Here is a 24,311-nt window from a genome sequence, read left to right on the forward strand (position 1 = left end):
TTACCGTTGCGGTCGTGGGGGTCCGGTCCGGCGGCGTCGGTTGGTTGGCCCCGCCGCCGGGCGGGCTGGTTCAGCGGGTGGCGCGCAGGGCGGCGGTGGCGGCCTGCCCGATGGCGCGGGCGGTGGTGGCGGGGTCAGTCAGGGTGTGCACGGTGGCGCCGCGCATGGGTTCGTTGAAGGGCGCGTCGGGCGCCAGCCACAGCACCGCGCATCCGCTGGCACGCAACCGGTCGAGCATCTTCTGACCCGGTTCCTTGGTGGTCGCCTCGAAACACCCGTCGGAGACGATCACGAGCAACCGGGCGGCGTCGGGACGGGTGAGGCCGAGCGCGCCGTCGAGCGCGCTGATCGCGGTGTCGACGTGGTGCTCACCGTCGTTGGTGTCGAATTCGGTCACGCGCGGCGGGGTGCTGCCGGGGCGCGTGATGGGGCGCACGTGGTAGCCGAAGATGACGGTGGCGGTGGTGGCGGGCACGGAGGTGTGGCGGGCGGCCTCGGCGAGGATCCACGCCGCGGAGGCCACGGGGCGGGCGAAGGCGCTCATGGACCCGGACACATCGCAGGCGATCCCGATCCGCAGCGGTGGGGCGGGCACGGTCGCACGTGTGGTGCGGGTGAACGGCTCGGCAGTGGGGATCGCGCCCGCCGCGCGTTGCGCGTCGGCGGTCATGGCGCCGCGCATGCGCAACCGTCCCGGGGGCAGCGCGGAGCGGATCTTGGTGGGGGTGCGGTCGCGGGCTCCGGCGGTGGTCAGCGCGCGGGCGAGGTGCCGCGCAGCGGCGCGTTCAGGCGCGGAGGGCGGACGGCTGCCCCGGATGGTGGTGCCGGAGGTCGGGGGTGCGCCGGGGCCGTCGAACACCGCGCGCGCGTTGCGCTGGGCCTGTTGGTCGGCGGCGTCCTCCCGGGCGGCGGCCTCCAATGCCTCAGTGGCGGGGTCCGTGGGGGCGGGCTCGGCGTCCACGGCGCGGTCGATGGCCGCCACCGCGTCGGCGAGCGCTGTCGCCAGCGGCGACGGGGTGCTGCCGGTGCCGCCCGGCGCCTGTGCGTGGCTGCCGGGTTCGGGGGGCCGTTCGTTCGGGTCGCTGCCCACGGCTTCACACCAGCGGCGGCCGAGGTCGATCATCGCGTCGGTGTCGTCGTCGGCGGTGCGGTGGGCCTCGCGCCAGATCTCGCGCAGCGTGTCCAGGGTGCCGGCGTCGAGGACCCGGGTGACCTCGCGCCGCACGGCGGCGGTTTCGCGGCTGTTGAGGACTCCCCCGTCCACCCGAGCCAGCAGCAGCGCGGCGCAGCGCGCGGCGTCGGCGGTCGTCATCTGCGGGGCGGTCGCGGGGTCGTCGAGATCGACCTTGAGATCGGCGAGCAGGAGGTTGGTGGCGCTGGCGCGCAACCAGTACCGGTCACCCGGGCGGCGGCGCAGCTGTGCCGCTTCGATGCGGGACTCCTCCAGCAGGGCCGCCGCCGCTGCCGCACCGGGCGGCGCGTCGTCCGGCGCTTGCCACACCGAGTGTTTGGCGTGCGCGCATTCGTGAGTCAGCAGTCCCCACGCGGTGCGGTAGCGCTTGCGGTCCCCCACCCGGTGCGGGGCGACCGTGGCGGGGTCGACCCCGGGGGCGAGGTGGACACCGTCGACCTCGATCGTGGCGGGATCGTAGAAGAAGCACGCGGGGGCGCCGTGGCCCGCTCCGGGCGCGACGGTGACCACGATGTCGTCGCGGTCGGCGATCGCGGGGACCTCGTCGCCGAACGCGGCGGACAGGGTCAGCCACCCGGGCGCGGCCGGGAACACGGCGGTCGGTGTGGCGGCGGTGGCGACGTGGGTGCTCATGTCCTGTCCTTTCCGGACTGTCCCTTAGAACTGGGGGCCTAGTGACAGTGGGGCGACGTGGGGGCCGAACACGTTGTGCACCACGTCGGCGACCACGTCGCGGTCTTCCTCCGGTGCGATGCCGAGGAGGTTGCCAGCGGCGGCGGCGGTGCCCAGCACGTCGGCGATCCGGGTGAACGCGATCAGCTCGCGCAGCTGGGGCGCCCACCCGATTTCGCCCTTGTGCTGCCGTGCGGCCAGGTTCCGCGCGACCCGTACCGCCCTGGGTTCGATGCCCAGCTGGGTGGCGAGGTCGTAGTCGGTGGACACGTGGATCTGCGCGGCGAACCGCGACGAGAGCGCGTCGGTGAGCACCGCGCCGTGGACGCCGGGGTTGTGTCCGGCCACGACGTAGAACCCGGGCGCGGCGTCGACCACCTCGTTGCGGTGGGATTTGACGATGATCTGGCGGCGTCCGTCCATCGCGGGGTACACCACGGCGAGCACGGTCGGCGGGATGAGGGTAGCGTCGTCGATGAACAGCGCCCGCCCTTCGCGCATCGCGGTCACCAGCGGGCCGTAGGCGAATTCGTAGCGCCCGTCCGGGGTTTGCGTGTAGGAACCCACGAAGTCGTCGGTGACGGTGTCGCTGTCGCCCTGCACGGTGATCAGGTCGTCGAACGCGGCCTCCACCACCGACGTTTTCCCGGTGCCGGGTGGGCCGTACATGAGCGCGGACACCCCAGCGGCACGCAACCGCCGCAGCGCGGTGACGTCGGACAGCCCGGACAGTTTGCGCGGGTGGTACATCTGCCCATTCGGGCGCCGGACCGGGGTGGTGACCAGCGCGGCGGGAGCGGGTGGCGTCGACCCGGTGGGGGTGGTGGTACGCGGGGTGATGGTGACGGTTTTCGCGGCGTCGGCGGTTTTCCCGGTCGCACGGTAGGTGAGCGGGTTGGTGCCGACCTGTTCGGCTTGCCCGCGCGCGGCCAACGTTGCCAGCGCGTTGCCCACTGCGCCCGATGATCGTTTCAGGGTCTGCGCGATCGCGGACGGGGTGACCGTGGCGGTGGGGTTGCTGGCGAGGTGTTCGGCCACCATGCGGCGCAATTCGCCGTTGCGCAGCCGGGTTGTCGTCCCCGGGGCGGCGGGCGCGTCGCCCCGGGCAGTCGGTGTGGCGGGCGTGCTCATCGGGTGTCCCTTTCAGACAGTCGCGGTTGCGGATCGGTCCGGGGCTAGAGGTTTTCGCCCCATTCGGCGTGCCGCCGATGGAAGGTCAGGTCGGCGCCGCTGCCGCACGGGCACGGCGCGGACGCGTCGCGTTCCCACTGCTGGCGGGTGATGGTCAGCGGTCGCGAGCATCCGCCGCATTCCACGGTTCCCGTGTCGGGACCGCCGCCGGGGGTGGTGGTGGACAGCCATTCGACGGCGTCGAATTCGCTGGCCGCGTGGTAATGCGTACCGTCGGTGGCGACGATGCGCCAGTGCTCACCGCGCACCCGGTCGGCCGGGTAGTAGGTTCCGGCGAGTGTTCCGTCGGGGCGGGTGACCGTGCCGTACAACGTTTGTTGCGCGTCGGCGGGGTCGATGACCACGCACGTGACGGTGCAGCCGTTTTCACGGAAGTGGTCGACGGTGATTTCCGGCAGCGGCGCGGGATCGGCCATCGGGTCGATGACGTGCACGGCTGGGGTGCGGGCGTTGCGGCTCACGACGTGGCCCCCTTTCCGGGATGTGGCGCGGGTTTTTGGGCGGTTCAGCTGTACGCGAGTTCGGTGGCGTCGTGGTGCGCGTCGGTGGCGGCTGCGGCGGCGTCGTGGCTGGGGTGTTCTTCGGTCCATCCGCAGTAGCAAAACGCGGTGGCGGTTCCATCGGCGTGGGTAGTGACATCGGTGAAGCACATAACGGTCCCCATTCGCGAATTCACTGATTCCGATTTTCCGGGGGTTCCCGGCGACACAACAAACGTAACTCGATCCCGGGTGCCGCGCAATAGGTTTCCCGCGCGAATTTCCGCGAATTTCGGGCGATTTTCGAGCGTTGCCGGCGTCGTTTTCCACAGACGTTTGCGCAGGTCAGGAGTGTCCGGCCCAATAGTGAAAGGGAATGGAAGGCCGGCCGCGATTGATAAAGCCGCGGACAAGAATTGCTTATCGTCAATATGTGGGCAAGCGCGGGAAAGACAAGGTGAGTGGAGTGCGGTAGTCCGTTGCTGACGAGCGGCAGCCACGGGCCACACCGCCCCCGGGCCTGATGTGCTTACCCGCTTGGCGTCAAGCGAGTCTGGGACACCGGCGGATCCCCCGTCGGTGGTCGTGAGCTGCGGAAAGGCCCCGCACCGGGGGATCCGGCTTAGCCGGATACCGGAGGGCGAGGCTGATCTGCCGGGCCAGCGGCCCCACGGTTGGCCGTCACGCTCAGGATCACCGCACCTTGCCACGGTGGCGGTGCGTGACCGCCCGCGGGCGTCGCCATCGCTGCGACGTGGACAGTGAGGCAGGCACGCAGGCCACTCGACGCGGAGCAGCGAGGGAATTTCCGCAGAATTCAGGAGCACGCTCACAAAGTTCTTCTTTTTTGACGTCGCCGACGGTATTACCGTGGCCGACGCTAGCATCCGAGCGGGCGTGAACGGGGCGAGATATCGAGGCATTTCGCTGTTCCGCACAAATGCCTTTGACGCTGCCAGGAGGTGGTGCGGTTCATTCATTTGCCATGGCACGAGGCGAATCATCGAGCGGGATCCCGGTGTGGCGGGCACGTAGTCGCTGGGCGAGGTCGATGGTGTCTTTGGTGGGTTCGGTATCGATTTCGGCGAGGCGGGTGTGCAGGAGTGTGAGGGTGCGGGAGATGGCGTCGTGCCGGCCGAGTTTGTGTTGCAGGCGCATGATGTCGCGGTAGAGCAGCTCGTTGTGGGGGTCGAACGCGCGCGCGGTTTCCAGCAGATCCAGGGTGTAGTCGGGGTCGGTGTCCACGCGGGCGCGGGCGAGCGCGGCCACGGCGTCGAGGGCGTCGCGGCGGGTCGCTTCCCGTGCCGCGGCAAGCCATTCGGCCTCCAGGCCCTCCGCCAGGAAGCCGCCGTAATGGGCGACGATGGCCTCGTAGGCGTCGGTGCGCTGCTCGGGGGTGGTGGCGGTGCGGCGTCGGGTGACCGCGTCGGCGAAGGCCCAGTAGTCCACCTGCACGACGGCCGGGTCGAGCCGGTAGTAGCCGTGCTCGGCCAGCACCAGCTCGCCGACGGCGCCACCGGTGGCGGTGTCGAGGGCGCGGCGGATCCGGGACAGGAGGGTGCGCAGCACGCTGGCGGGGTTGCGGGGTGGCCGATGCGGCCACAGGGCGTCGATGATGGATTCGCGGGGCGCGCCGCCGGGGTGCACGGCCAGGAACACCAGTAGTTCCGTGAGCCGGCTGCTCAGGTCGACGGGCAGGTCCTGCGGGTGGGTGGGATCGGGGCGCCAGCGCAGGACCGGGGTGCCGAACACGGTCAGCAGCAGCGCCGCCGCCGCGTTCTCCGGGGGCGCGGCCGCGGCCTGCGGGGGCTCAGGAGCGCCCGCCCTCGGCGGCGGTGACGGCGCATTGGTTGCGATCTCGAGGTGATCGGGATCGTGGTGAGGAACCCCGGGGCCGGTGTCCTCTGTTGGCGCTTGGGTGGTGCGCAGGAAGGTCAGCAGGTCGCGGGTGGCGGTTTCGGGGAGGGTGAAGGCCCGGATGCCGCGCAGGGGTTCGCCGCGGCCGGGGTCGGTGGCGGAGATGACGCCGGCGGCGGTGACGTAGGCGGTAACGCCGGGGCGCCATTGGCCGAGCAGCAGCGCGGTCAGGCCGTGCTGGGCGTGGTTGTCGAGCAGCTGCTGCAGCCGCTCCTGCTGTCCGGCGTCGGTCGGTGGCGTCGCGACGAGGGTGTACCCGGGTGGCGTGTTCTCGGACTCCAGGGTGGCCAGGGCGGTGTCCACGTCGGGTACGACGGTGACGGTGTCCGGCAGGTCGGCGGGCGGCACCGGGACGCCGAGCAGCCGGGTGAGGTCGGCGGCGGGCACGAGCATCCTCGGCGCGGGGCGGTCGTCGTGTCGGGTGGTGAGGAGGGTGAGCAGCAGGGCACGAGCTGCGGCGTAGGCGCCAGGCCCGACGAGTCCGAGGCCGTGCACGCGGGCCAGATCGAGAGCGACCTGCGTCCCTGCTCCGTGTATGGGAACGTCGAGGCCGATGTCCACCACCGAAGGCGAGTTCTTCAGCCCGGCGCCGCCCACGACCCGCACCTCACGCTCGGCCGGGGCCGCCGGGTCGGCGGGGTTAGCGTCCGGCTCGGTGTCCTCGTCATGCTGGGCGCGCAGGTGGGCCAGGCGCAGCTGGTAGACCACAGGCGCGACGGGCAGGTCGTCGCGGCGGCCGCTACCGGGCCGGTAGCGCGCATTGTGGCGGCGGCGCGCGAGCACCAGCAGGGCGCTGACGGCCGCGGCCAGGCCCAGGCTGACGAAGATCTCGGTGCTGCCGCATGCCGGGTCGTCGGCCGGCTTGCCCGGGCTCCCGGCGTCGGCAGCGGGCGTGGTGCTCGGACCTGGACTCGCGAGTGGAGGCGGCGGCGCCGGTGTGCTGGAGCCCCTGTCCGGTGGGGCGGGTGAGCTGCTCAGGGGCAGGCGGAGCAGGTCGCCGGGGTGAATGAGGTGAGGGTTGGTCAGGAGCCGCCCGCCGGGTTGGGAGCTGCCCTGGTTGAGGGTCCAGATCTCCGGCCACCGGTTCCCGTCACCCAGGCGGCGTTGCGCGATCCGCCACAGCGAGTCGTGCACCCCGGCCTCGGGTGCCCGGACTCGCTCCGTTCCGGGCTCGGCCGCGGGCACCGGTTGTTCGACGGCCGCAGCGACGATCGGCGCGTGCCCGGCTGGCGTGGGGGCGGCGGTCGCGGTGCGACCTAGGACCGCGACCAGCACTGCGCCGACGAGCACCGCCGCGACCCGCCGCAACGGTCCTCTCTGTAGCCGCAGGTCCGGCCACCGCGCGCCGCGGGCAACATCGAGGGTGCAGACGGCGATGTCGAGGACCAACATCAGCCACAGCAGCCAGGCCAGGCAGGCGAGCGCGTCGAGCAGGAACCTGCTCGACATCGGCGCCATCAGCACGGTGCCGATCTCGTCCAGGCTGGGCACGTGGTCCGGCAGCGGCCATCCCACGCCGTGGATCAGCGCCCACGGAAGCCCGGCCACCAGCGCGGCCAGCAGCACCGCGGCGAGCAGCCCGCTCACCGTCCGGCCCAGCAGCCGCACGATCCCCAGGGCGCCGGACGCCGCTGTCATCAGGTGCTCGCCGCGCCGGCCGCGACCGCGGTGGAGTCGGGCGCGCCCGATGGCACTATGGGCGCGGCCACCGTGCCGTCATGCCGGAATTCCTTGCCGTTGGTGGGTTTCTGCTTCCTAGTGGGTGGTTTGCGTTTGCCGCCGCGGCGGGGTTTCGCCGCGTGGTCGCGCCAGCGTGCGAGGTCGGTGACGGGGATGTCGGTGACCTGGGACAGCTCGTCCACGTCGATGACGTCACCGGCCGAGGTGAGGGTGTCGCCGAGTTCGCGTTCGAGCTCGGCGAGCTGACCAGCAAGCTCCGCGTGCCGGCGCGCGAGCTCGCCGACGGTGGTGGCGGCGTGCGCGCGGCGGGCGCTGCGCGCGGAATCGGTTTCCTGGAGGCGGCGGGTGATCTCGTCTTCGGAGGTGACCATGCCGGTGTTCCCCTTTCGTGTTGGTGTTGCGGCGTTCAGGGGTCGATGCCGGTGACGCCGCGCTGGGGGTGTGCGGCGCCGCGGCCGTGGGTGTGGATGTCGGTGATGCCGATCAGCGAGAGCAGCTGGGGCCGGTAGGTGTCGGTGACCTCGACCGTGACCGTGTCCCCGGCCACCTGGACCGTGCCGGTCGCGCCGATACCGGCCAAGTACCGCTGCGCGAGGTCCCGCGCTCGCGCGGGGTCGACGCGGAGGGTGCCGTCGCTGCGGTAGGCGGCCAGGTCGAGGGCCTGTGCGCCGGCACGCGCCGCGGACTCGGCATGCCCGCTCACGCGGACCTTGCTCGCCAGCGCGAGCCCGCCATCCAGGCTCAAGCCGGCCAGGGCGAGCAGCCCGACCAGCAGCGCGAGCACGAACGCGGTCACGCGCCCATGCTCTGCACGCCACCAGGAACCTGGGCCGGTCATGGCGTCGCTCGGGCGGCGGGCTGTGATCGGTAGGTGTCGACGACCTCGCTGGCGCTCGATTCGAGGGTTTTCCCGCCGGGCACGCCGAGCAGCAGCGCCTGGCCGAAGTCGACGGTGCAGCGCACGTGGACGGTGACCGCGCCGCCCGGGGTCAGGGCTCCGGACAGGGTGGTGGCGACGTTACGGCAGACCGGGCCGGCCTGGGCGAGTGCGGCGCTCGCGGTGTCGCGGGCGGCGGTGGCGGCGGCCGCGGTGCTGCGTTGCAGGGTGGCGGCGCGTGCGGCTTGGTGGGCGGCGTCGTCGAGGCGCAGCCGGGCATCGACGCCGCGGTGCACCACCACGGCCACGAACACCAGCAGCATGACCAGTACCGGCGCCACCAGCACGGCCTCGGCCGTCACCGATCCGCGCTCGGCCACCCACCAGCGTCGCCACGTCGGCGCGGAAGTTGAACTCGGTCGAGTCAACGGACTTCCTCCCCTCACCAGCCGTGCGCCGTGGTGAGGTCGGGCAGGAAGCGTTCGACCTCACCGAACGCTTCGGCGTGCACGTGCAGATGCACGCCGGGCAGTACCGCGGCGGCCTCGCCGCGGATGCTCACCGCCACCGTGGCCGCGGTGCGGGAGACCGCGAGTTGCGGCTCGCGCAGGGGCCCGGCGGCGAGGTCGTCGAGCAGGCGCTGCCCGGCGGCTTGGCCGGCGCCGGTGGTGCCGTTCTGGGTGCGCGCGGCGGCCAGGGCTTGGGATGCGGCGGCCTGGGCGACGTGTGTGGCGTGGGACCACAGGGCGAACTGGACGATCGCCAGCAGGGCCAGCAACAGCAGCGGGGTGGCCAGCACCAGCTCGACCGTGACCTCGCCCCGGTCTCCGCGCAGCGCCCGGCGAACCCTCCCGGCTAGCATGGTCAGCTGCCGAGGCCGAGGTCGATCGAGTTGGCCTTCTGTGTCAGTTTCGCGACGATGATGGCGATGATCGCGATCGCGGCGATCGCCATCAGGGCGGTGACGATGACCGTGGTGGTGATCTCCCCGCGTTCCGGGTCACCCCGCAGCAGCGCGAGCCGCGCGGCCATCAGCTCCCAGACGATGCGCATGTGGTTCACCATTGGTGTGCCTTCTTTCCGTTGTTGTGCAGAGCTTTCACAGTCCATTGAGGACTTGGATGACGGCGGGGTAGGCGATGAATCCGAGGAAGCCGAGGAACAGCAGCGCCACCGGCATGGCCATGCGTTCGGTGGCGGCTTGGGCGTCGGCTTCGGCGTCGGTGACCTGGTGGGTGCGCAGTGCTTGGGCTTTCGCGGCCAGGGAGGCGCGAACGCGGGCGCCTTCGGTACCGGCCAGGGAGATCGACGCGGCCAGTTCGGACAGTTCGGTGATGTCGAGTTCCTCCCCGAGCCGGCGCAGCGTGGCCCAGGGGGTGGTGCGGGTCAGCTGGGCGGCGTGCAGCGCGCGGCGGATCTGGTCGAACGCCGGGCCGCGCCCGACGGCGGCGGCGTCGCCGAGGGCGGACTCGACCCCGGCGCCGCCGGCTAGGGTGATCCACACCAGGTCGAGGAAGGCGGACAGGGCGTCGCGGAATTCGCGCCGCAACCGGGTGGCCTTGGTCCGCACGTCGAGGTCCGGCACGAGGAACCCGAGCGCGGCGAGCACGAGCCCGGCCAGCAGCGGCACCTCCAGCCCCAGGGACAGCCCGCCCAGCGCCAGCAGCGCCTGCAGCAGCCACGGCGCAAGCAATCCGCTCAGCGCGAGGAGAGCTTTCGACGCGAGGTGGGTGTCGACACCGCGCCCGGTGACCCGCAGATCGTTCTCGATCTTGACGACTGGCAGGCCGAGCGTGCGCAGCGCGGGCACGAACACCCGCCCCCATTTGGTGACCCAGGCGGCGTCGGACACGGCCGTGATCGGTGGGTCGGCCGGCCGGGTGCTGATGTGCGCGAGGCGGGCGCTCAGCGCGGGGCGGGGTGGCAGCGCCCAGATCAGGAGGAGCCACAGGCCGGCACCGGCGCCGGCGCCGAACACGAGCGCGGGGATCATGCGCCCTCACCTCCGCCGATGATCGCCATGCCCTCGCCCGACGGTGCGCGCGGGGTGTCGAGCGCGAGTACGCGGGCCCGGCCACCGCTGGTGGTGATGCGTGCCAGCCAGGCGAATCCGGCGGCGAACACGCCACCGAGCAGGAGCAACACGACCTGGCCGATGGCGGAGTTGTAGACGTCGAGGTAGGCGCGGTTGAACAGCACGACCCCGGCGGCGAAGGCGAGGGTGGTGGCGACGATGACCCGGACCGAGGTGCGGGTGCGGGCTCGCCCGGTTTCCACGCGCATCCGCATCGCGGCCTGCTCGCGGGCGGTGGTGGCGAGCGAGCCGAGCAGGTCGCCGAGCTGGCGAGCCTGGTGCTCGGCGGCCAGGACCAGCGCGGCGAGCACGAGGTCCGCGGTCGCGTCGTCCAGCTCGCGCGCCAGTCCCCGCAGCGCGGGCGCGAGACGCTGCCCGCTTTCCAGCCTCGCCGCCAGGCCGGTGACCTCGCCGCGGATCGCCGCCGGCGCGAGCGGCGCGGTGGCGAGGATGGCTTGCTCGAGCCCGGCCGCCGCGGACAGCACATCGCGCAGCATCTCCGTCCACGACGCGATCGCCTCGATCCGCGCGACCCGCCGGGCATGGGCACGGTCCGGCCCCACCAGCCGGGGCAGGAACCAGACCCCCGCCGCAGCCAGGACACCACCGGCCAGCCACCCGGTCACGGCGGCGGTCAGCAGCCCCGCACCGACCGCCAGCGCCAGCCGCACCAGCACCCTCCGGTCAGCGCCCCTCCCCCGCGCGGCACGGACAACGCCGCGACGCGACGGCGTCGCGCGCCAGCCGGCGAGGATGAGCAGGATCCCGGCCGCGGCGCCCAAGCCGAACGCGGCGGCCACGAGGACCTCGGTGTCGAGCGTCATGGCGTCCACCACCCCTCCGGCCGGGTCAGCAGGTCCGGGTCGAACCCGGCCGCGACCAGGTCGTCCAGGGTGTCCGCGCGCAACGCGCCGGGCACGGGCACCGCGCGGCGGTCGGGGCCGCGGCGGTAGACCTCGTTGGAGATCACCGAGCCGGCCTCGGCATCGACGACCTCCCGGATCGAGGCGATCACCCGCGTGGTGCGGTCGGCAGCGCGGTCGAGGTGCACCACGAAGTGCACCGCGCTCGCCACCAGCAGGGCGGTGGCCTCCAGCGGCAGCCGCTCCGGGCCCTGAGCCGCGTAGGAGGCCAGCCGGGTGAAGGCGATCTTCGAGCTGGAGGCGTGCAGGGTCGCCATGGAGCCGTCGTTGCCCTGGGACATGGCGTTGCACATCGGGATGACCTCGGGCCCGCGGATCTCGCCCACGATCACCCGGTCCGGGCTCATCCGCAGTCCCCACCGCACCAGCTCGGCCTGATCGATCGCGCCCTCGCCTTCCACGTTGGGCTCGCGGGCCTGCAACGCGGTGACGTCGGCGTGCAGCTCCGGGTCGAGGCCCAGGCCGAGTTCGAAGGCGTCCTCGACGGTGACGAGGCGTTCCATCGGGTCCATCTCCGCGGCCAGGGCCCGCAGCAGCGTGGTCTTCCCAGCCCCGGTGCCGCCGGTGATCAACACGTTCTTGCGGGCCCGCACCACCGCGCGCAGAAACCGCTCCAGCCCGGCATCGAGCGTGCCGCGGCGGCGCAGCTGGGCGAGGGTGGCGGTGAGGTAGCCGTGCCGGCGGATCGTGCACGCCGTCACCCCGCCCGCCGTCAGGCCCAGCACCGCGAACAGGCGTTCCCCGCCGGGCAGCTGCAGGTTCAGCGCGGGCGAGCCGCGGTCGAACCGGCGCTCCTCCGACGAGGCGCGCGCCGCCAGCGTGCGGATCAGATCGGTCAGCTCCTCATTGGACCCGGCCACCGGGGCGACTCGCGCGCGGCGGCCGTCGTTGTACTGGACGAACACCTGGTCGTAGCGGTTGACGGCGATCGTCTCCACGGTCGGATCGGCCAGCAGGGGCTGCAGGCCACCGAGGCCGAACACCTCGTCCAGCACCTGCTCGACGACCCGCTCCTCGGCCTCCGAATCGACCAAGGTGCGTCCGGCGAGCAGCTCGGCCTCGCTGTGTGCGGCGATCGCGGCGTCGAGGACCTCCCGGCCGAGCTCGCGGCGCCGCTGCACGCTCGACCCGCTGGCGCCGTCGGTCTCGACGCGGCCAGGCAGGTCCGTGGTCAGTGTCTGCCGGAGCCGGGCTCGCAGCCGCTGCTCGGCGTCGTCGGGCCCGTCGGCGAGCGGGGCCACCAGGTGCAGATGATCGATGTGGGTCATGTGCGTGGTTCCTTCCCCGGCTGGTGTCCGTTCCGCGACGGCTCGCCCGCCTGCGGTGTCGGCACCGGCCGCAAGCGGTAGAGGCCGGGCCCGGGCGGGCGGATCACTGCCCCGCCGGGCAAGCGCACCTGCTGAGCGGGCACGCCCGGCACCACAGCCAGCCCGGGTGGAGCCGCCTGAGCCGGTGCCGGGGGCGGAGTGGTCAGCGTGCGGGCGAGCGCGGCAGCGGCGCGCGCGAGACCACCACCGCGGCGGCGAGCCGAGGGCTGGTGTCCGGCCAGCGCCGCCGCGGCGGCCGGGTCGTGCGGGATGCGGCCGATCGCCGGCACGCCCAGCTCGCGTTCGACGTCGCTGGTCGGGTAGCCGTGCCCGGTCAGCAGCAGCCCCGGCCGCGCGGTCCAGTGGGCCAGCTCGCTCAAGCGGGCGGCGGCGTGCGCGAGAGCGTCCGCGTGGGTGCCGGTGAGCAGCACCAGCGCGTCCGCGCGGCGCGCGAGCGCTTCGGCCGGCGAGCCCGGGTCCAGACGCCCGCAATCGGCCAGCACCACCACCCCGGGCTCCCGGGCGGTCGCCTCGATCAGCGGCTCGCCCGGCGCGGTCGCCAGGGTGGTGAGCGCGGCGCGGGCGTGCGCCGCGCCCGGCGGGGCGAGCAGCACCCGCGCACCTCCCGGCAGAGCCTGGGTGTGCTCCCACACCAGCCCGAGCGCACGCCGGCGGCGCGCGGCGGCGGCGAGGCTGACCAGGCCGGGCGTCGGGGGCAGGCCGAACCGCATCGCCAGATCACCCCCGCTCGGGTCCACCTCCGCCACCAGGCGACGCTGCGGCGTGGTGTCGGGCCACTGCGCGGCCAACGCCACCGCCGTCGTGGTCACTCCGGGCGAGCCCTTCAGGCTCATCAGCGCGACGAGCATCAGCGACCACCACCCGCGGGCTGCATCACCAGCGCGAGCTGCCCGGCCGGCACCTGCGCCAGCTCGGTCGCCGCCGTGGACTCCAGCTCCAGCGACACCACCGTCGCCTGATCGGTCCCCGTCGGTGCGACCCCGATGACCGTCGCGTGCCACGGCGCGCCTCCCGCGCTGGATTTCGCCGTGTCGGCCGTGGTGTCGGCGATGACGACGACCGTCACCCGGGTCCCGGCGGCCAGTTCCGGCGGGAACTGGCCCGGCTTCACCGCGACCGCCGCCACCGCCCGCCCCGCCGCGGGGACCACAGCATCGCCGACGCTGTCCGGAGTCAGCAGCGCCCCCGGCCCGAGGCTGGTCGCCATCGGACGGCCCAGCACCGCCGACGCCTCACCGGCGGGCACAGTCGCCACACCCGGTGCCGCGGCAACGTCGACGCTGCGCAGATCGGCGGTGGTCAGCACCTGGCCGACGCCGACCGGCCGCGCTACCACCAGCACCGCGACCCGGTCTTGGCTGCCGGTGGTCCACCACACCGCGCCCCCGACGCAGCACACCACCAGCAGCACACCGAACAGCAGATGAGGCAGGCGACGGCGCCGACGACGAGGTGGCGTCCCCGGGGAACCGGTGGAATCCAACCAGGCCCCCGGCCGCTCGACCGCAGCCGTGTCACCGCCAGTGTGGATGTCGGTACTGGTCACGTGCGCCTCCAGGCATAGCTCACCCGCACCACGCATCTCGAATGCGCAGCCGGAAAAAGGAAAAGAACGAATTCAGTTGAGGGGCGGGGGTTATCCCGTTCCGAGTGCCTGCGCCTCGGCGACCCGGAAGGACGCCTCCGCGCTCGTGGTCATGTCCGGGAACGTGCCCGACTCCCCCGCACCAGACCACGTGACACGCCACCGCACCGTGGCCGTCGCCGGGAACCGCTCGCCCGGCGCCGAGGCCGAGGACCGGTGGAAGGTGTATCCGCAGTCCGGCGACGCCGCTTCCGGGTCACCACCGGCGGGAAACGGCGTGCCCGGCCCCGCACACGTCACCGTGGCGCCATCACCCATCGACCACGACACCGAGGTCGGCGTCGCCGTCGCGGTGACCGACACCCCCGGCACCGACGCCGTCGCCGACCTCGGCTGCCACACCGCCCGGTCCACCCACAACCACGTCGGCAGGCGCACCAACTGCGTCCCCGCCGGACTCGACGCGATCACGGGACTCGGCAACCGCAACTGCGAACGCGCCTGCTCCGCCAACTCCTCAGGCGACGGCAACGCCACGGCACCCGGCGTCTGACCATCCGGAATCCACACCGGCGAGCGGAACAACGCATCACGCCCACCCGGGCCCGCGCACTGGTAGACGTACCAGGCCCCGCGCTCCCCCGGCGCCTGCGCCAACACCGCACCCCCGGACCGAACACCGGCCCGCGCCACGAACCGCACGCCCCCGGCGCTCTCGCCACGACGGTGGCTGACCGTCGCCACCCCATTCGACGGCGGCTGGTAATCGCTGCGGACGTAGGCGCAGTTCGCAAGACCGGACTCGCCACCGACGATACGGTCGCCAGGTGCGGCTGCAGACGGATCGGAGCCGCCGGTTTGCGGCTTCGCGTCGCCGCGATTCGGCGCAGGGCGAGCTGGAGGCTTGCCCGATCCGCTTCCGGCCGTGCCGGCGCCGAGGTCGCAGTATGGCGAGGGATCGCTGCTGCAATCGACGCTGCCCCAACCACTTCCGAACGCGGGCGTCGCGCATCCAAGGACGACAACCAGCGCAATCGTTGTCGCGGAGCCTGTTCTTCTCAGCATGTTCCCACGTCCTGGATGGCGAAGTCGGTAACCTTCCAGGAGCCATCAACGGCCTTCTTCACCATCGCGTTGATGTGGCGGCGTCCCCCAGGGCCGTCCTCGGCAGGCTGGCCGTTGTCGATCCGGTACTTGAGCCAATGGCTGTCGTCGCCGCAATCGACGATGTTCACGGTCGTGGGGTTGTCAGCCGGTTCGACTGACTCGACCTGCGGGCTGTTCTCCGGCTTCCCCTTGGTGACCAAGCCGTTGTACCGGTCGGCGTAGAGGCCACGGGACATCTTTGACAGAGCCTCGGCGGTCGCATTCCGAGCGAGCTTCGACGATTGCCAGTCCGACGTGGTTGCCGCTTCAGCCATGTCGCTCCACATCCCCAGGTAAGCGGCGATGGCCAACTGCTTCGCAGTGTCGGCCGGATCGGCGACGGCGGTCGTGCTGCCCGGCAATGAGGCCTGGGAGGGCGCGGTCGGGGAAGCTTGGCTCGCGCCCTCTCCAGAGCTGCAGGCCCCCAGGGTGATGCTGGCGGTGGCGGTAAACACGGCCAAGCCGATGCGGGCCTTCCTCCAATTCATCACATACCCCCAGGTCATCAACGGTCGTGGTTGCGCTCTGAGTACGACCCTGACCGCTCGGGTGGTACTGGTGGCCTGGCCCGCGGAAAGTTCACCCGTTGGTTTGAGCGAGCAGGCGCTCTGCGGCAAGCAGGGCACGATGGCGTGCAGGGTGACACGGAGGGACGCGGGATGGTGCAGTCGGCAGGCGCGGTGTGGTGGACGCTCGGCGCCGCCGTCGCGGGGTTGGTACTGGGAGCCGCGGCGAGCACCCTGACCCGCCAGTTCCTGGCGCAGCCTCGCGCCCTTGCGGGAGCCCGATGGTTCGGCGGCGCGCTGACGGCGGTCGTGCTGGCGTTCCTTGCCTGGCGGAACGGGAACCGTGACGAGTTGGTGGTTCAGAGCCTGGTGACCGTCTTGGGGGTTCCGCTCGCGATCATCGACTGGTGCGAGCATCGCCTGCCCCGCGCCTTGGTCCTGCCACAACTGGCTGCAGCGGCCGTCGGGTTCGCGGCCCTGTCCATCGTCCGCGCAGAACCCGAGCCGGGGCTCCGTGCCCTTGTAGCCTCGGTAGCGCTTGCCGCAGCATTCCTCGCCCTGGCTGTCGCTACAGCGGGTGGAGTGGGCGCCGGGGACGTGAGCCTTGTCGCCGTCGTCGGCCTGGTTTGCGGCTGGCTGGGGTGGCCGCAGGTTCTCGGGGCGCTCGTCGTGGCGCTTCTGCTTGCCCTGTGCCTCGTGGCCATTCCAGCGACCCGCGGACGAGATGAGGGTGGAGCGGCGGTCGTGCCCTTCGGGCCGTGCCTGCTCGGCGGGACTCTCACCATGGTGCTGGCCGCCGGATGATCTCGGCTCGGCCGAGTCCGTCCCGGCGTCACTGGCTGCCGTCATCGTACTGCTCCAACCGTGGTCGAAGGTGTCGAAGAGGAGTGGTCATTGTCGGTCGCTCGGGGTCTTCCGCCTGGGTGTCCGCGGGCAAAGTGGCATCACGGGTGATCTCTAGGCCGGTGACTGGTTGCCATGTCGAGCAGGTAGCGCACCAGACGTAGGGCGGAATTCTCGTCGGTTCAGCGCCGCCCTGGTCGACATCGTCGACGTCGTCGAGCTCGCGGGTGTGGGCGCAAGCGAGTACGAACTGCACCACTGGCTTGTTCCTTCCGCGACTCGGCCTGCGCCGTGAGGGTGGGAGAGCCGGGTGCCGCCCCGGGGGCAGGGCGTCACCCGGCTAGCGCGGACTGGCATCGTCGGTCCCCCGAATGAACCGACGAGCTTCTCGTTGACCAAGGCCCGCACTACTCCACTGTGGACCACGAATGAGCGACGGGGAACTCCGTTCGAGGGACAAGCTTGTGCTGTTTCCGGTGCTGTTTCTGTGCCGGTTCTGTCAAGTCGACAACGACTGTCAACTAAGAGATCAGAGCGTGTCCAGCTTGGCAGCTCTGGCGCGGACGTCGAGGGTGCGAGGATCGTGCAGGGATTCGAAGATGCTCGCGGCCTCGTGGTAGCAAGAGCGGGCCAACGGGACATCGCCGAGCTTGACCAGAGCCTCTGCACGGGCGACGAGCGTCTCAGCTTCCGCCCAGCGCTCACGGCTGACCCGCCGGAGTCGCAGCGCGGCGTCGAACTGGGTCAGTGCGGCGCGGTAGCGTCGCTGCTGCAACAGCAGCATTCCGTACTGATGGTGCACCAGACCGAGCACGGGTGGCACCGCGACCTTCTGGGCATGTGCAAGGGCGTCCGCGGCAGCGCGAGTGGCGGCGGCGATGTCGCCCGCTGCCTGATGCACGTGCGCCAGCGTGGCACCCGTGAAGGCCAGGCCGAGGTCGAATTCCTGGCCGGCGAAGAGATCCTGGGCTTCGGCGAGGCACTCACCTGCCTCCGCTCGCTCGCCTCCGGCCATCAGCGCCGCCCCAAGCGCGAACAGCGTCCAGGCCCGGACGCGCTCGTCATCCCCGCGCAGCCGCATTGCCTCCCGGAGGTGGTTGATCGCTTCTTCCGTGCGGCCGAGTTCGTGCTGCGCCCAGCCCAGGCTGTGCAGGCACCAGGCGACACCCCGGGCGCTGCCATCGCGCCGCGCGGCGGCCAAGCCGTCGGTGGCCGCTGTCAGCCAGGTCCCCCAGTTCTTGGTCACGTAGAAGTAGGGCAGGAACAGGGTCGGCAAAGCCCACGCCGCGTCGCGCGCAACGTGGCTGCGCGCTTGGCGGGCGATGTGGATCGCCGTCTCGGCCTCGGCATCGCACCAGGCGATCGCCGCGTCGTAGCCACCGTTGTCAAAACGCAGCGGCTCGATCCCGGCCTTGTCGCCGGCGGCCAGCTCGCGCCCAGACCAACCGGGTGCCAGAGCGTTTCCCGCATGCCAGGCGGTCGCGAGGTACCAGTTGAGAACCCGGTCGTGCGCCCGTTCGAGTTCGGACAGGGGCTCCTCGACCACGGCGCGCTGGTGTGCGTAGGCCCGCAGCAAGTCGTTCATGCGCAGCCGCCCGCCGTGGGCGTTGTCGAGCAGGTGCGCGTGGCGCAGGACCTCCAGCATCGCCCGGGAGCGCTCCCCGCTCAACCCGGTGAGCGCTGCCGTGGACTCCACGCTGGCCAGCCACGCCGGGCTGAAGCCGAGCAGCCGGAAAACTCGGCGAGCCTGCGGCGGGAGGGCGAGGTAGGACAGGTCGACGACAGCGTGGATGCTGACCGACGGCTCCGGTGAGGCGAACAGGTCCAGCCGGCGCGCGTCCGCGGCCAGCTCCTCTGCCAGGCCCGTGAGCGAGCCATGGTGCCGTTGCCGGATGTGCTCGGCCGCGATCAGCACCGCCATGGGCAGCCGTCCGCAGCGCTGGACGACCGCCTCAGCCGCGCGCCGCTCGGCCATGACCCGGGCGTCGCCGATGCGCCGCCCGAGCAGGGACAGGGCCTCCTGCTCGCTCAGGGGTGGCAGTTCGAGGTGGAGGCCGCCGGTGTGGAGCAACAGGCCCGGCTGATGCTCCCGGCTGGTCACGACCACCGCGCTACCTGCCCCTGGGAGTAGGTGCCGGACCTGGTCGTAGTTGGCGACGTTGTCGAGTACGACCACCGCCGGCCGCTGAGCGAGCAGCGAGCGGTAGCTCGCGGCGCGATCGTCGATCGAGCCGCGGAGTGCGTCCGGACCGGCGCCGAGAGCGTGCAGAAAAGCATCGAGGACCTCGTTCGGCTCCGCGGCCGTGCCGGGCGCCAGCCCGCGCATGTCGGCGAAGAGGCATCCGCCCGGGAACCGGCCCTGCACCCGCGCGGCCCATTGCAGAGCCAGCTCGGTCTTGCCCACCCAGAATACGCCCTCGATCACCGCGGTCACGGCCGTCCCCGGACGCGCCTGCGTGATCAGCGCGGTGTCGAGTTGATGCAGGAACTCCTCCCGGCCGACGAAGTCGGCCGCGGCTGCAGGCAACTGCATCGGCCGTGCCGGCGGACGGCGCCCGGCATCCTGCTCGCGGGCGATGCGTTCCAGTTCACCGTCCGCTCGGAGAGCCGAATCGATTGCCTTGACCGCTTCCGGTGACAGCCGCCTGTGCCCGTGCAGCATCTTCGACAGGTAGCTCTCGCTGTAGCCGACCGCGTGGGCGATGTCCCGCACCGACATGCCGCGCTCGCGGCGCAGCCTGTGCACCGCCGTGGCAAAGCTGTTGATCACCCGCATACCTCTCCCCCACGGCGAAGCAGCTCCTCACCACACCGAATGAGAAGACCCACGCACAGCAGCCGCCGGGGACCGGTTCGCCGCCCCCTCGGGCGACAACCGTGAACAGCTGAAATTCATTTGTGTAAGCCAGCAGCTCAGCAATGAAGATCTACTCGACGCCTCCTGAATACGTCACCACACGACACCGAGCAACGAACATGACATCAGGTGCACCCGGACGGGTTACAAGTCCCAGTAGGACCACTCGCGCGGCCTAAGCAGAACTACTCAGAGCCCACTGCCCGAAGCGGTCGGCCCGCCCCGAAAGATCCGCCAAGCAGGTCGGCGCCGACTCCCCTCCTGAGCAATGCCGGAGCCTCGGGCGCGACGAACGTCCCCTTCGCGGGCACCGTGTAGAGCAAGCCCAGGTCCCGGAGAATCCGAGTCCCATGCCGGACCGTCCCCAGCGCATACCCGAGCTCCTGCGCCAGACGCCTCTCCGCAGGAAGCGGGCGGTGGGGCCGCCACTCGCCACTCTCGATCCGAGACTTGATCTCCTCCGCGACGAGCATGTAGGCGAACTCGGGAGTGCGCTCGCGCTGGCTCATCGCCAGCTCCCCCTAACCCGCCCCCAACCGTTCTCCGCATTGAGCTTCGTCTTGACCCGTTGCGGCTTCGCATGACGACCTAATTCCTTTCGCCGCGATCGCGAGTTCGAAGCGGGAAACAGACCGCGAAAAGACACACGGGGCCACATGATCGACCTTCTTCCAATTGTTGGTGCCAACCGGTGCCGATTCTGGCACCACCCAAACCGTGCATTAGCGCAATACGAGCTGGCAATAGCCCAAGCGGGTCGTTCGCACAAAGAGAGTGTGATCGGTACTCTTCACTTCATGGCGAGCGATGACCGAGAGGCACGAGCGGGCAACGAGCAGCCACTGGCCAGACTGCTGCGCTCTCACTGGTCGGCCCGGCAGCCACAGGAGAGCCTGCGCTCCGTCGCCCAGCGACTGGGCGTAGTGCACACCACGCTCGGCCGCTGGCTGGACGGCTCGCGCACGCCGTCGGAGGACCAGGTGAGGGCCCTTGCCGACGTTCTCAAGATCACAGGACGGGCCCGCGACGACCTCCTGAAGCTTGCTCAGTGGTCCAGCGCACGCGGCCGCACTGCAGGACTATTAGGCATCTCGGATGCCTTCACGGAAATCCTGAACCTCGAATCGCAGGCCAGGACCGTAGCGGAGTGGTCACCTCTTCGCATCCCCGATCTTTTACAAACAGCGCACTATGCGCGGAACACCTCGAAGGAAAACGCCGCTCATGGCGCAACGCTGAAACTCGGACGCCAGAGCGTACTTCTCGAGAACAAGACGATTCACTACAGGGCCTATCTCGGAATGCCGGCACTGACATCCCGAGTGGGAGGCAAAAGTGTAATGGCCGAGCAGATCGAGAAGCTGCTCGTCGCCTCTGAGCGGACTACCACCGAGGTTCGGCTCGTGCCGAATGATCTTGACTGGCACGATGGCCAACTGGGCGGGTTCGTCCTCTATGAGCGCGAGGACGAACCTGCGGTCGTGCACATCCAACACCTTGGGGCGTCGACGTACTTGACCTACCCAGAAGTCGTCGCCCAGTACCGCGCGCTGCTGGCCGAACTCGACGCCCTGGCGCTGACACCTCAGGAGACGCGGCAGCATCTCGAGAACGTCCTCCAGGCGTTGATCGGAACAAATCGCCCTCAGTCTGCCCGCCATTCCCCTCGGAAACCGCGATCATCACAATCTTGAGCTACACTCTTCGACCTCAATCGGCCGTCAGACTCGCGTCGCCTTGATCGCGACGAACCCGTCGATCTTCGCCACGTCGCGCAGGCCGAACTAGTTCGACAGGGTTGCGTCCGCCTTGACGGTCGGCAGTGCCATCGCCGGCCGCGCGTCGCAACGTACCCACACCCTCCGCACTGACTCTCGCTCCGGCGCCCACGTCGGTGTCAGCGCATCCTGCTGCTGGGCCGACTGGAGTTGCGACAGAACCGTGACGGACCTTGTACATGCAGTCGTAACGGCAGCAAGAGCCTTGATCAGGCGGCCTGGGACCTCCCGAGCGGCATCACCAGAGCGAACTTGCAGGACGCAGTCGACGGCGTCCAGCGCTATCGTGCCGACGGCCTAGGTCAAGACGAGGCCATCGCTCAAGCATCCGCCGGGCTGGTTTGGTCGTGCCACCACTGACCTTCATCGAAGGTGCACGCCGAGGCCATCCGCAAACGTAACTGGTCACGGAACCGATCGAGATGAACCCACCCGCTCGCCAGGTAACGCCGCACTGCTCCGCCGCGATCGATCAACGTGGTCGATGATGCGGAGCGTGCGGAACTTGCCCGGCAGTTCGCAGCTGACATGCAGCGCGGGGTGATCGAGCTAGCTCGGCTGGGCTACGACGCCAAGTTGTTCCGACACCATGCTCGCCGAGCACGGGCCCATCGAAGCGGCCCGCCGCCTGGTCCTGGCCCGCGACCCCTCGTATGGCCTGTGGCGGCTGAAGACACTCCGACGGCTGCACATGAGCGTCGAGATGTGGGTCCTCCTGCCCTGGTACAAGCCATTGTTCGACGACACCGTCCGCAAGCAGGCCGAAATCAAGCTCCGCCAACTCGATGTCGACGTTGAAGCTGAGCTGGACCGGCTCGTCCGTAAGCTCGAGCGGCCGGAATGATCGCGCGAGCGCGCCCCCAACCGCGGCCAGCAGGTGTCCTGGCACTTCGAGAGCCCCTTCGTCAAACGCGAGGCGGGCGGACGCCGATCCGCTCGGGCCACCGTCGAGAGGGAGCCACGCCATGAGCGGCGCGCCTACCCTTCAGCGGCTCATCGATGCCGCGACGGGTCTTTCGCTTCAACCGCGTGGTCCGCGATGGAGCCACCTGTCACTGTGCGTCCTAGACGCCGTCTTCTCTATCGGGGCCCGCTACTCCAACGTCACCCGCCTCTGCTGGCGTTACGCCAACTATGCGGCTCTGCCTGACCCCCTGCTGCCCGCGGATGAACTGGGCACCATCGTTGGAACGCACCGCGAGCAGCCGCTCGATGATCTCGTGACCCATATTCGGTCCACCGACCCCGAAATCTTCGCCAGCACCGTCCTCCGCCACCGCGGCCGCACCAGCACGCGGAACGGGATCCTCAAGGCGGAAGCGGTCTTGCACTACGCCGACATCCTCACAAACCACCACGTCGACACAATCGGCGACATCCCTGCTCTCCTCTCCGACGACGCCCGGTTGGCAATGGTCGAAGACGCCCTGCGCCGCGTACCAGGGAACGGCGGCAACGACGTGCGACTGAACTACCTTTGGATGGTGTCCGGCGATGATCACCGGGTGAAGCCGGATCGCATGGTGCTGCGTTGGCTCACTCACCACCTTGGCCAACCGGTCACTGCCCGAACTGCGCGCGAACTACTGGCCGCCGTAGCCGCCCGCCTCAGCTGTACGCCCTGGGAGCTCGATCATGCGATCTGGCGTGTCCAGTCCGGCCGCCGGTGATCCCCGACCGTCCTACACCGTAACGGCCTTCTCCCTGCGACGCCGGAGTTGTAACGACACCGGAGGCCCGCTCGATCTTGCCCTCGTGCACCCAATCACCCCCCGACGTCCGACCCCGGGGACACCCTGGATCAAGACAGCGTTCGCCGGGTGTGCCGCGATCGTCGCAAGCGGGTGCACTGGCGCGCCCACACCCATCACCGTGACCGTCACCGCCCCGCCTCCGAGTCAGACCGCAACGCTAACTACTTGTGACGGATCTTCCGTCTCGATGCCGGTTCAGTACACACTGACCTGCGCGGACGCCAACACCTGGCTCGACAAGCTGCAGTGGACAGGCTGGGGCACGCCCACGGCGCACGCAACCGGTGAGCTATGGCAAAACGACTGCGAACCGAGTTGCGCCAGAGGCCAGTTCGTGCAGTACCCCGCCTCGGCGACCGCAACCGACATGGTCAACGGTCACTACACCTGGCTGGAAGTTAGCGCTCCCCAGGCGCCAGGAGGTCCGTACGACTACGTCATCGACTCCCAAGGACCGCGATAGGCAGGCGGTCCATCGCTGACATGGTAGGTACTGCCGTTAGGAGCACATCGCGAGCAGGTCGGCGGCAAAGGAGGTGAAGGCGAAGTGCTGCCCACCGTACCCGTCCACCAGTTCAGTCACGAGCCCCTCGGACTGGGCGATCATAGTGTTGATAGCCAAGAAGGCATAGTCAATACTCTCGCGATGCACGTACGACAGGGGAGCCACTGGGATTAGTATGTGCGCAACCACCGTGTGCACCTTGTCGCACACCTCCAGGGTGTACATCTTGCCGAAGAACATGCCCTGAACCTTGTCGTTGACGAACTCGAGCACCTCGGGGGTTATGCGGAATATTCAGTGCGAGTCCGCAAGTCATGGAAATGAAGGCACTGTCGGACTGCTCTGCGATCCACAGGACGGTCAGGACACGGCCGTCGCACTGCACGAAGTAGAGCGTCTTGTTGCCTATCTCTGACCTTCCCATGAGCCGTTGTACTGGTGGTCGAGGAACGCGGCCATCAGGTCAACAGCTTCAGTTTCATTCATTTCCGCGACCCCTCTCGCCCTGAACTCACAAGAGTGTCGTCGACCAGTGCCAGCGCGTTACCGCCTCCGCGAACCGGCACGCCGTAGCGTCAATCCGCAACTTTCTTTCCGATCCCGCCGGTCTTTGGCCTTGTCCCTCGCTAACAATCGTCACGCAGCCCTGCGCCGTCTGTAACGACGAGTCGGTCGAGGCGAGTTATCGGCTACCGGGCGCGCTCCTGCCGGAACACCAGGGCGCGCATCCTCTCATCAGGCAGGTGAACGGTGGACCTCAAGAACCTTCCCGAGCCTGATAACGCGGTCTGGCTCTACACGGCCTACGCCCGTCGGCAACCTCTTGTCGATGGAGGTCGGGTACCACCGGGGCCGCGGGGTCGACTTCTAGTCTGTGCCACTGGGCTCTCTCACGCGGCTGCTGCGGGGGACTGGGTCTCTCAGGGCCTACCTTGCAGTGTGCCTCGTTGCTCTCCTCGCTGCATATCGCCGACGAGCGATCAGGACCCCAGAGCACGCGAGAA

Annotated in this window: 23 protein-coding genes; 5 read left to right on the plus strand and 18 right to left on the minus strand. The window is 70.2% G+C overall.

The features are described 5' to 3' along the window. Window positions 1-70: 70 nt before the first annotated feature. From L1857_RS26095 to L1857_RS26160, 14 genes are all read right to left on the minus strand, one after another. Complete coding sequence (locus L1857_RS26095; protein ID WP_249466543.1) at window positions 71-1,825, minus strand: VWA domain-containing protein; 1,755 nt, start codon at window positions 1,823-1,825, stop codon at window positions 71-73. A 24-nt stretch (window positions 1,826-1,849) separates the two neighbouring features. Beyond that, on the minus strand, window positions 1,850-2,995 hold the full coding sequence (locus tag L1857_RS26100) for an AAA family ATPase (RefSeq protein ID WP_116111129.1): 1,146 nt from the start codon (window positions 2,993-2,995) through the stop codon (window positions 1,850-1,852). Between the two features lie 44 nt (window positions 2,996-3,039). After that, window positions 3,040-3,516 carry a hypothetical protein gene (locus tag L1857_RS26105; RefSeq protein WP_116111128.1) on the minus strand — a complete coding sequence of 159 codons (477 nt, stop codon included), beginning with the start codon at window positions 3,514-3,516 and terminating at the stop codon, window positions 3,040-3,042. Between the two features lie 990 nt (window positions 3,517-4,506). Beyond that, entirely contained in the window at window positions 4,507-7,089 is a 2,583-nt protein-coding gene (locus tag L1857_RS26110; RefSeq protein ID WP_249466546.1) for a BTAD domain-containing putative transcriptional regulator, read from the minus strand. Continuing rightward, a complete protein-coding gene (locus L1857_RS26115) occupies window positions 7,089-7,502 on the minus strand; it encodes a hypothetical protein (protein WP_116111126.1) in 414 nt (137 codons plus the stop codon). The genes L1857_RS26110 and L1857_RS26115 overlap by 1 nt, the downstream gene beginning before the upstream one ends. A 35-nt stretch (window positions 7,503-7,537) precedes the next feature. Next, on the minus strand, window positions 7,538-7,927 hold the full coding sequence (locus tag L1857_RS26120; protein WP_429727822.1) for a pilus assembly protein TadG-related protein: 390 nt from the start codon (window positions 7,925-7,927) through the stop codon (window positions 7,538-7,540). 38 nt (window positions 7,928-7,965) lie between these two features. Then, window positions 7,966-8,388 (minus strand): TadE/TadG family type IV pilus assembly protein, encoded by a 423-nt coding sequence (locus L1857_RS26125; protein ID WP_275895907.1) that lies wholly within the window; start codon window positions 8,386-8,388, stop codon window positions 7,966-7,968. A 62-nt stretch (window positions 8,389-8,450) separates the two neighbouring features. Next, on the minus strand, window positions 8,451-8,870 hold the full coding sequence (locus tag L1857_RS26130) for a TadE/TadG family type IV pilus assembly protein (protein ID WP_116111123.1): 420 nt from the start codon (window positions 8,868-8,870) through the stop codon (window positions 8,451-8,453). Window positions 8,871-8,872: 2 nt separating this feature from the next. After that, window positions 8,873-9,061, minus strand: coding sequence for a hypothetical protein (locus tag L1857_RS26135; RefSeq protein WP_429727824.1), 189 nt, complete (start codon window positions 9,059-9,061; stop codon window positions 8,873-8,875). Between the two features lie 46 nt (window positions 9,062-9,107). Next, the gene (locus tag L1857_RS26140; RefSeq protein WP_116111121.1) at window positions 9,108-10,001 is read right to left on the minus strand and encodes a type II secretion system F family protein; all 894 of its coding nucleotides are present in this window, start codon (window positions 9,999-10,001) and stop codon (window positions 9,108-9,110) included. Continuing rightward, window positions 9,998-10,906: a type II secretion system F family protein gene (locus L1857_RS26145; protein ID WP_249466549.1), complete on the minus strand. Its 909-nt coding sequence runs from the start codon at window positions 10,904-10,906 to the stop codon at window positions 9,998-10,000. Before L1857_RS26145 ends, L1857_RS26140 begins: the two co-directional genes overlap by 4 nt. Next, window positions 10,903-12,273 (minus strand): TadA family conjugal transfer-associated ATPase, encoded by a 1,371-nt coding sequence (locus tag L1857_RS26150; RefSeq protein ID WP_249466552.1) that lies wholly within the window; start codon window positions 12,271-12,273, stop codon window positions 10,903-10,905. The genes L1857_RS26145 and L1857_RS26150 overlap by 4 nt, the downstream gene beginning before the upstream one ends. Further along, window positions 12,270-13,181: a CpaE/TadZ family protein gene (locus tag L1857_RS26155; RefSeq protein WP_249466555.1), complete on the minus strand. Its 912-nt coding sequence runs from the start codon at window positions 13,179-13,181 to the stop codon at window positions 12,270-12,272. Before L1857_RS26155 ends, L1857_RS26150 begins: the two co-directional genes overlap by 4 nt. Next, the gene (locus L1857_RS26160; RefSeq protein ID WP_249466559.1) at window positions 13,181-13,744 is read right to left on the minus strand and encodes an SAF domain-containing protein; all 564 of its coding nucleotides are present in this window, start codon (window positions 13,742-13,744) and stop codon (window positions 13,181-13,183) included. The genes L1857_RS26155 and L1857_RS26160 overlap by 1 nt, the downstream gene beginning before the upstream one ends. Before the next feature lie 325 nt (window positions 13,745-14,069). On the opposite strand from L1857_RS26160, the gene L1857_RS26165 reads away from it, so the two are divergent. Next, complete coding sequence (locus L1857_RS26165; RefSeq protein WP_249466565.1) at window positions 14,070-14,471, plus strand: hypothetical protein; 402 nt, start codon at window positions 14,070-14,072, stop codon at window positions 14,469-14,471. 505 nt (window positions 14,472-14,976) lie between these two features. Here L1857_RS26165 and L1857_RS26170 read toward each other — a convergent pair. Further along, window positions 14,977-15,570 carry a hypothetical protein gene (locus L1857_RS26170; RefSeq protein ID WP_240323228.1) on the minus strand — a complete coding sequence of 198 codons (594 nt, stop codon included), beginning with the start codon at window positions 15,568-15,570 and terminating at the stop codon, window positions 14,977-14,979. A 153-nt stretch (window positions 15,571-15,723) separates the two neighbouring features. Here L1857_RS26170 and L1857_RS26175 point away from each other — a divergent pair, with 153 nt between their 5' ends. After that, window positions 15,724-16,374 (plus strand): prepilin peptidase, encoded by a 651-nt coding sequence (locus L1857_RS26175; RefSeq protein WP_240323227.1) that lies wholly within the window; start codon window positions 15,724-15,726, stop codon window positions 16,372-16,374. 568 nt (window positions 16,375-16,942) lie between these two features. Here the strand turns inward: L1857_RS26175 and L1857_RS26180 are convergent. Together L1857_RS26180 and L1857_RS26185 are read right to left on the minus strand one after the other, a co-directional pair. Next, a complete protein-coding gene (locus L1857_RS26180) occupies window positions 16,943-19,189 on the minus strand; it encodes a helix-turn-helix domain-containing protein (RefSeq protein WP_116111117.1) in 2,247 nt (748 codons plus the stop codon). Between the two features lie 266 nt (window positions 19,190-19,455). Continuing rightward, complete coding sequence (locus L1857_RS26185) at window positions 19,456-19,779, minus strand: winged helix-turn-helix domain-containing protein (RefSeq protein ID WP_116111116.1); 324 nt, start codon at window positions 19,777-19,779, stop codon at window positions 19,456-19,458. Between the two features lie 288 nt (window positions 19,780-20,067). On the opposite strand from L1857_RS26185, the gene L1857_RS26190 reads away from it, so the two are divergent. From L1857_RS26190 to L1857_RS26200, 3 genes are all read left to right on the plus strand, one after another. Then, entirely contained in the window at window positions 20,068-20,964 is an 897-nt protein-coding gene (locus tag L1857_RS26190; RefSeq protein ID WP_162831082.1) for a helix-turn-helix domain-containing protein, read from the plus strand. A gap of 673 nt (window positions 20,965-21,637) precedes the next feature. Further along, window positions 21,638-21,892, plus strand: a complete 255-nt coding sequence (locus tag L1857_RS26195) for a hypothetical protein (protein ID WP_116111114.1) — start codon at window positions 21,638-21,640, stop codon at window positions 21,890-21,892. A gap of 121 nt (window positions 21,893-22,013) precedes the next feature. Continuing rightward, entirely contained in the window at window positions 22,014-22,718 is a 705-nt protein-coding gene (locus tag L1857_RS26200) for a hypothetical protein (protein ID WP_116111113.1), read from the plus strand. 583 nt (window positions 22,719-23,301) lie between these two features. Here the strand turns inward: L1857_RS26200 and L1857_RS26205 are convergent. After that, complete coding sequence (locus L1857_RS26205; protein ID WP_116111112.1) at window positions 23,302-23,580, minus strand: hypothetical protein; 279 nt, start codon at window positions 23,578-23,580, stop codon at window positions 23,302-23,304. Window positions 23,581-24,311 lie beyond the last annotated feature (731 nt).

This window comes from Amycolatopsis thermalba (assembly GCF_023376025.1).
In the GTDB taxonomy this organism is placed as follows: domain Bacteria; phylum Actinomycetota; class Actinomycetes; order Mycobacteriales; family Pseudonocardiaceae; genus Amycolatopsis_E; species Amycolatopsis_E thermalba.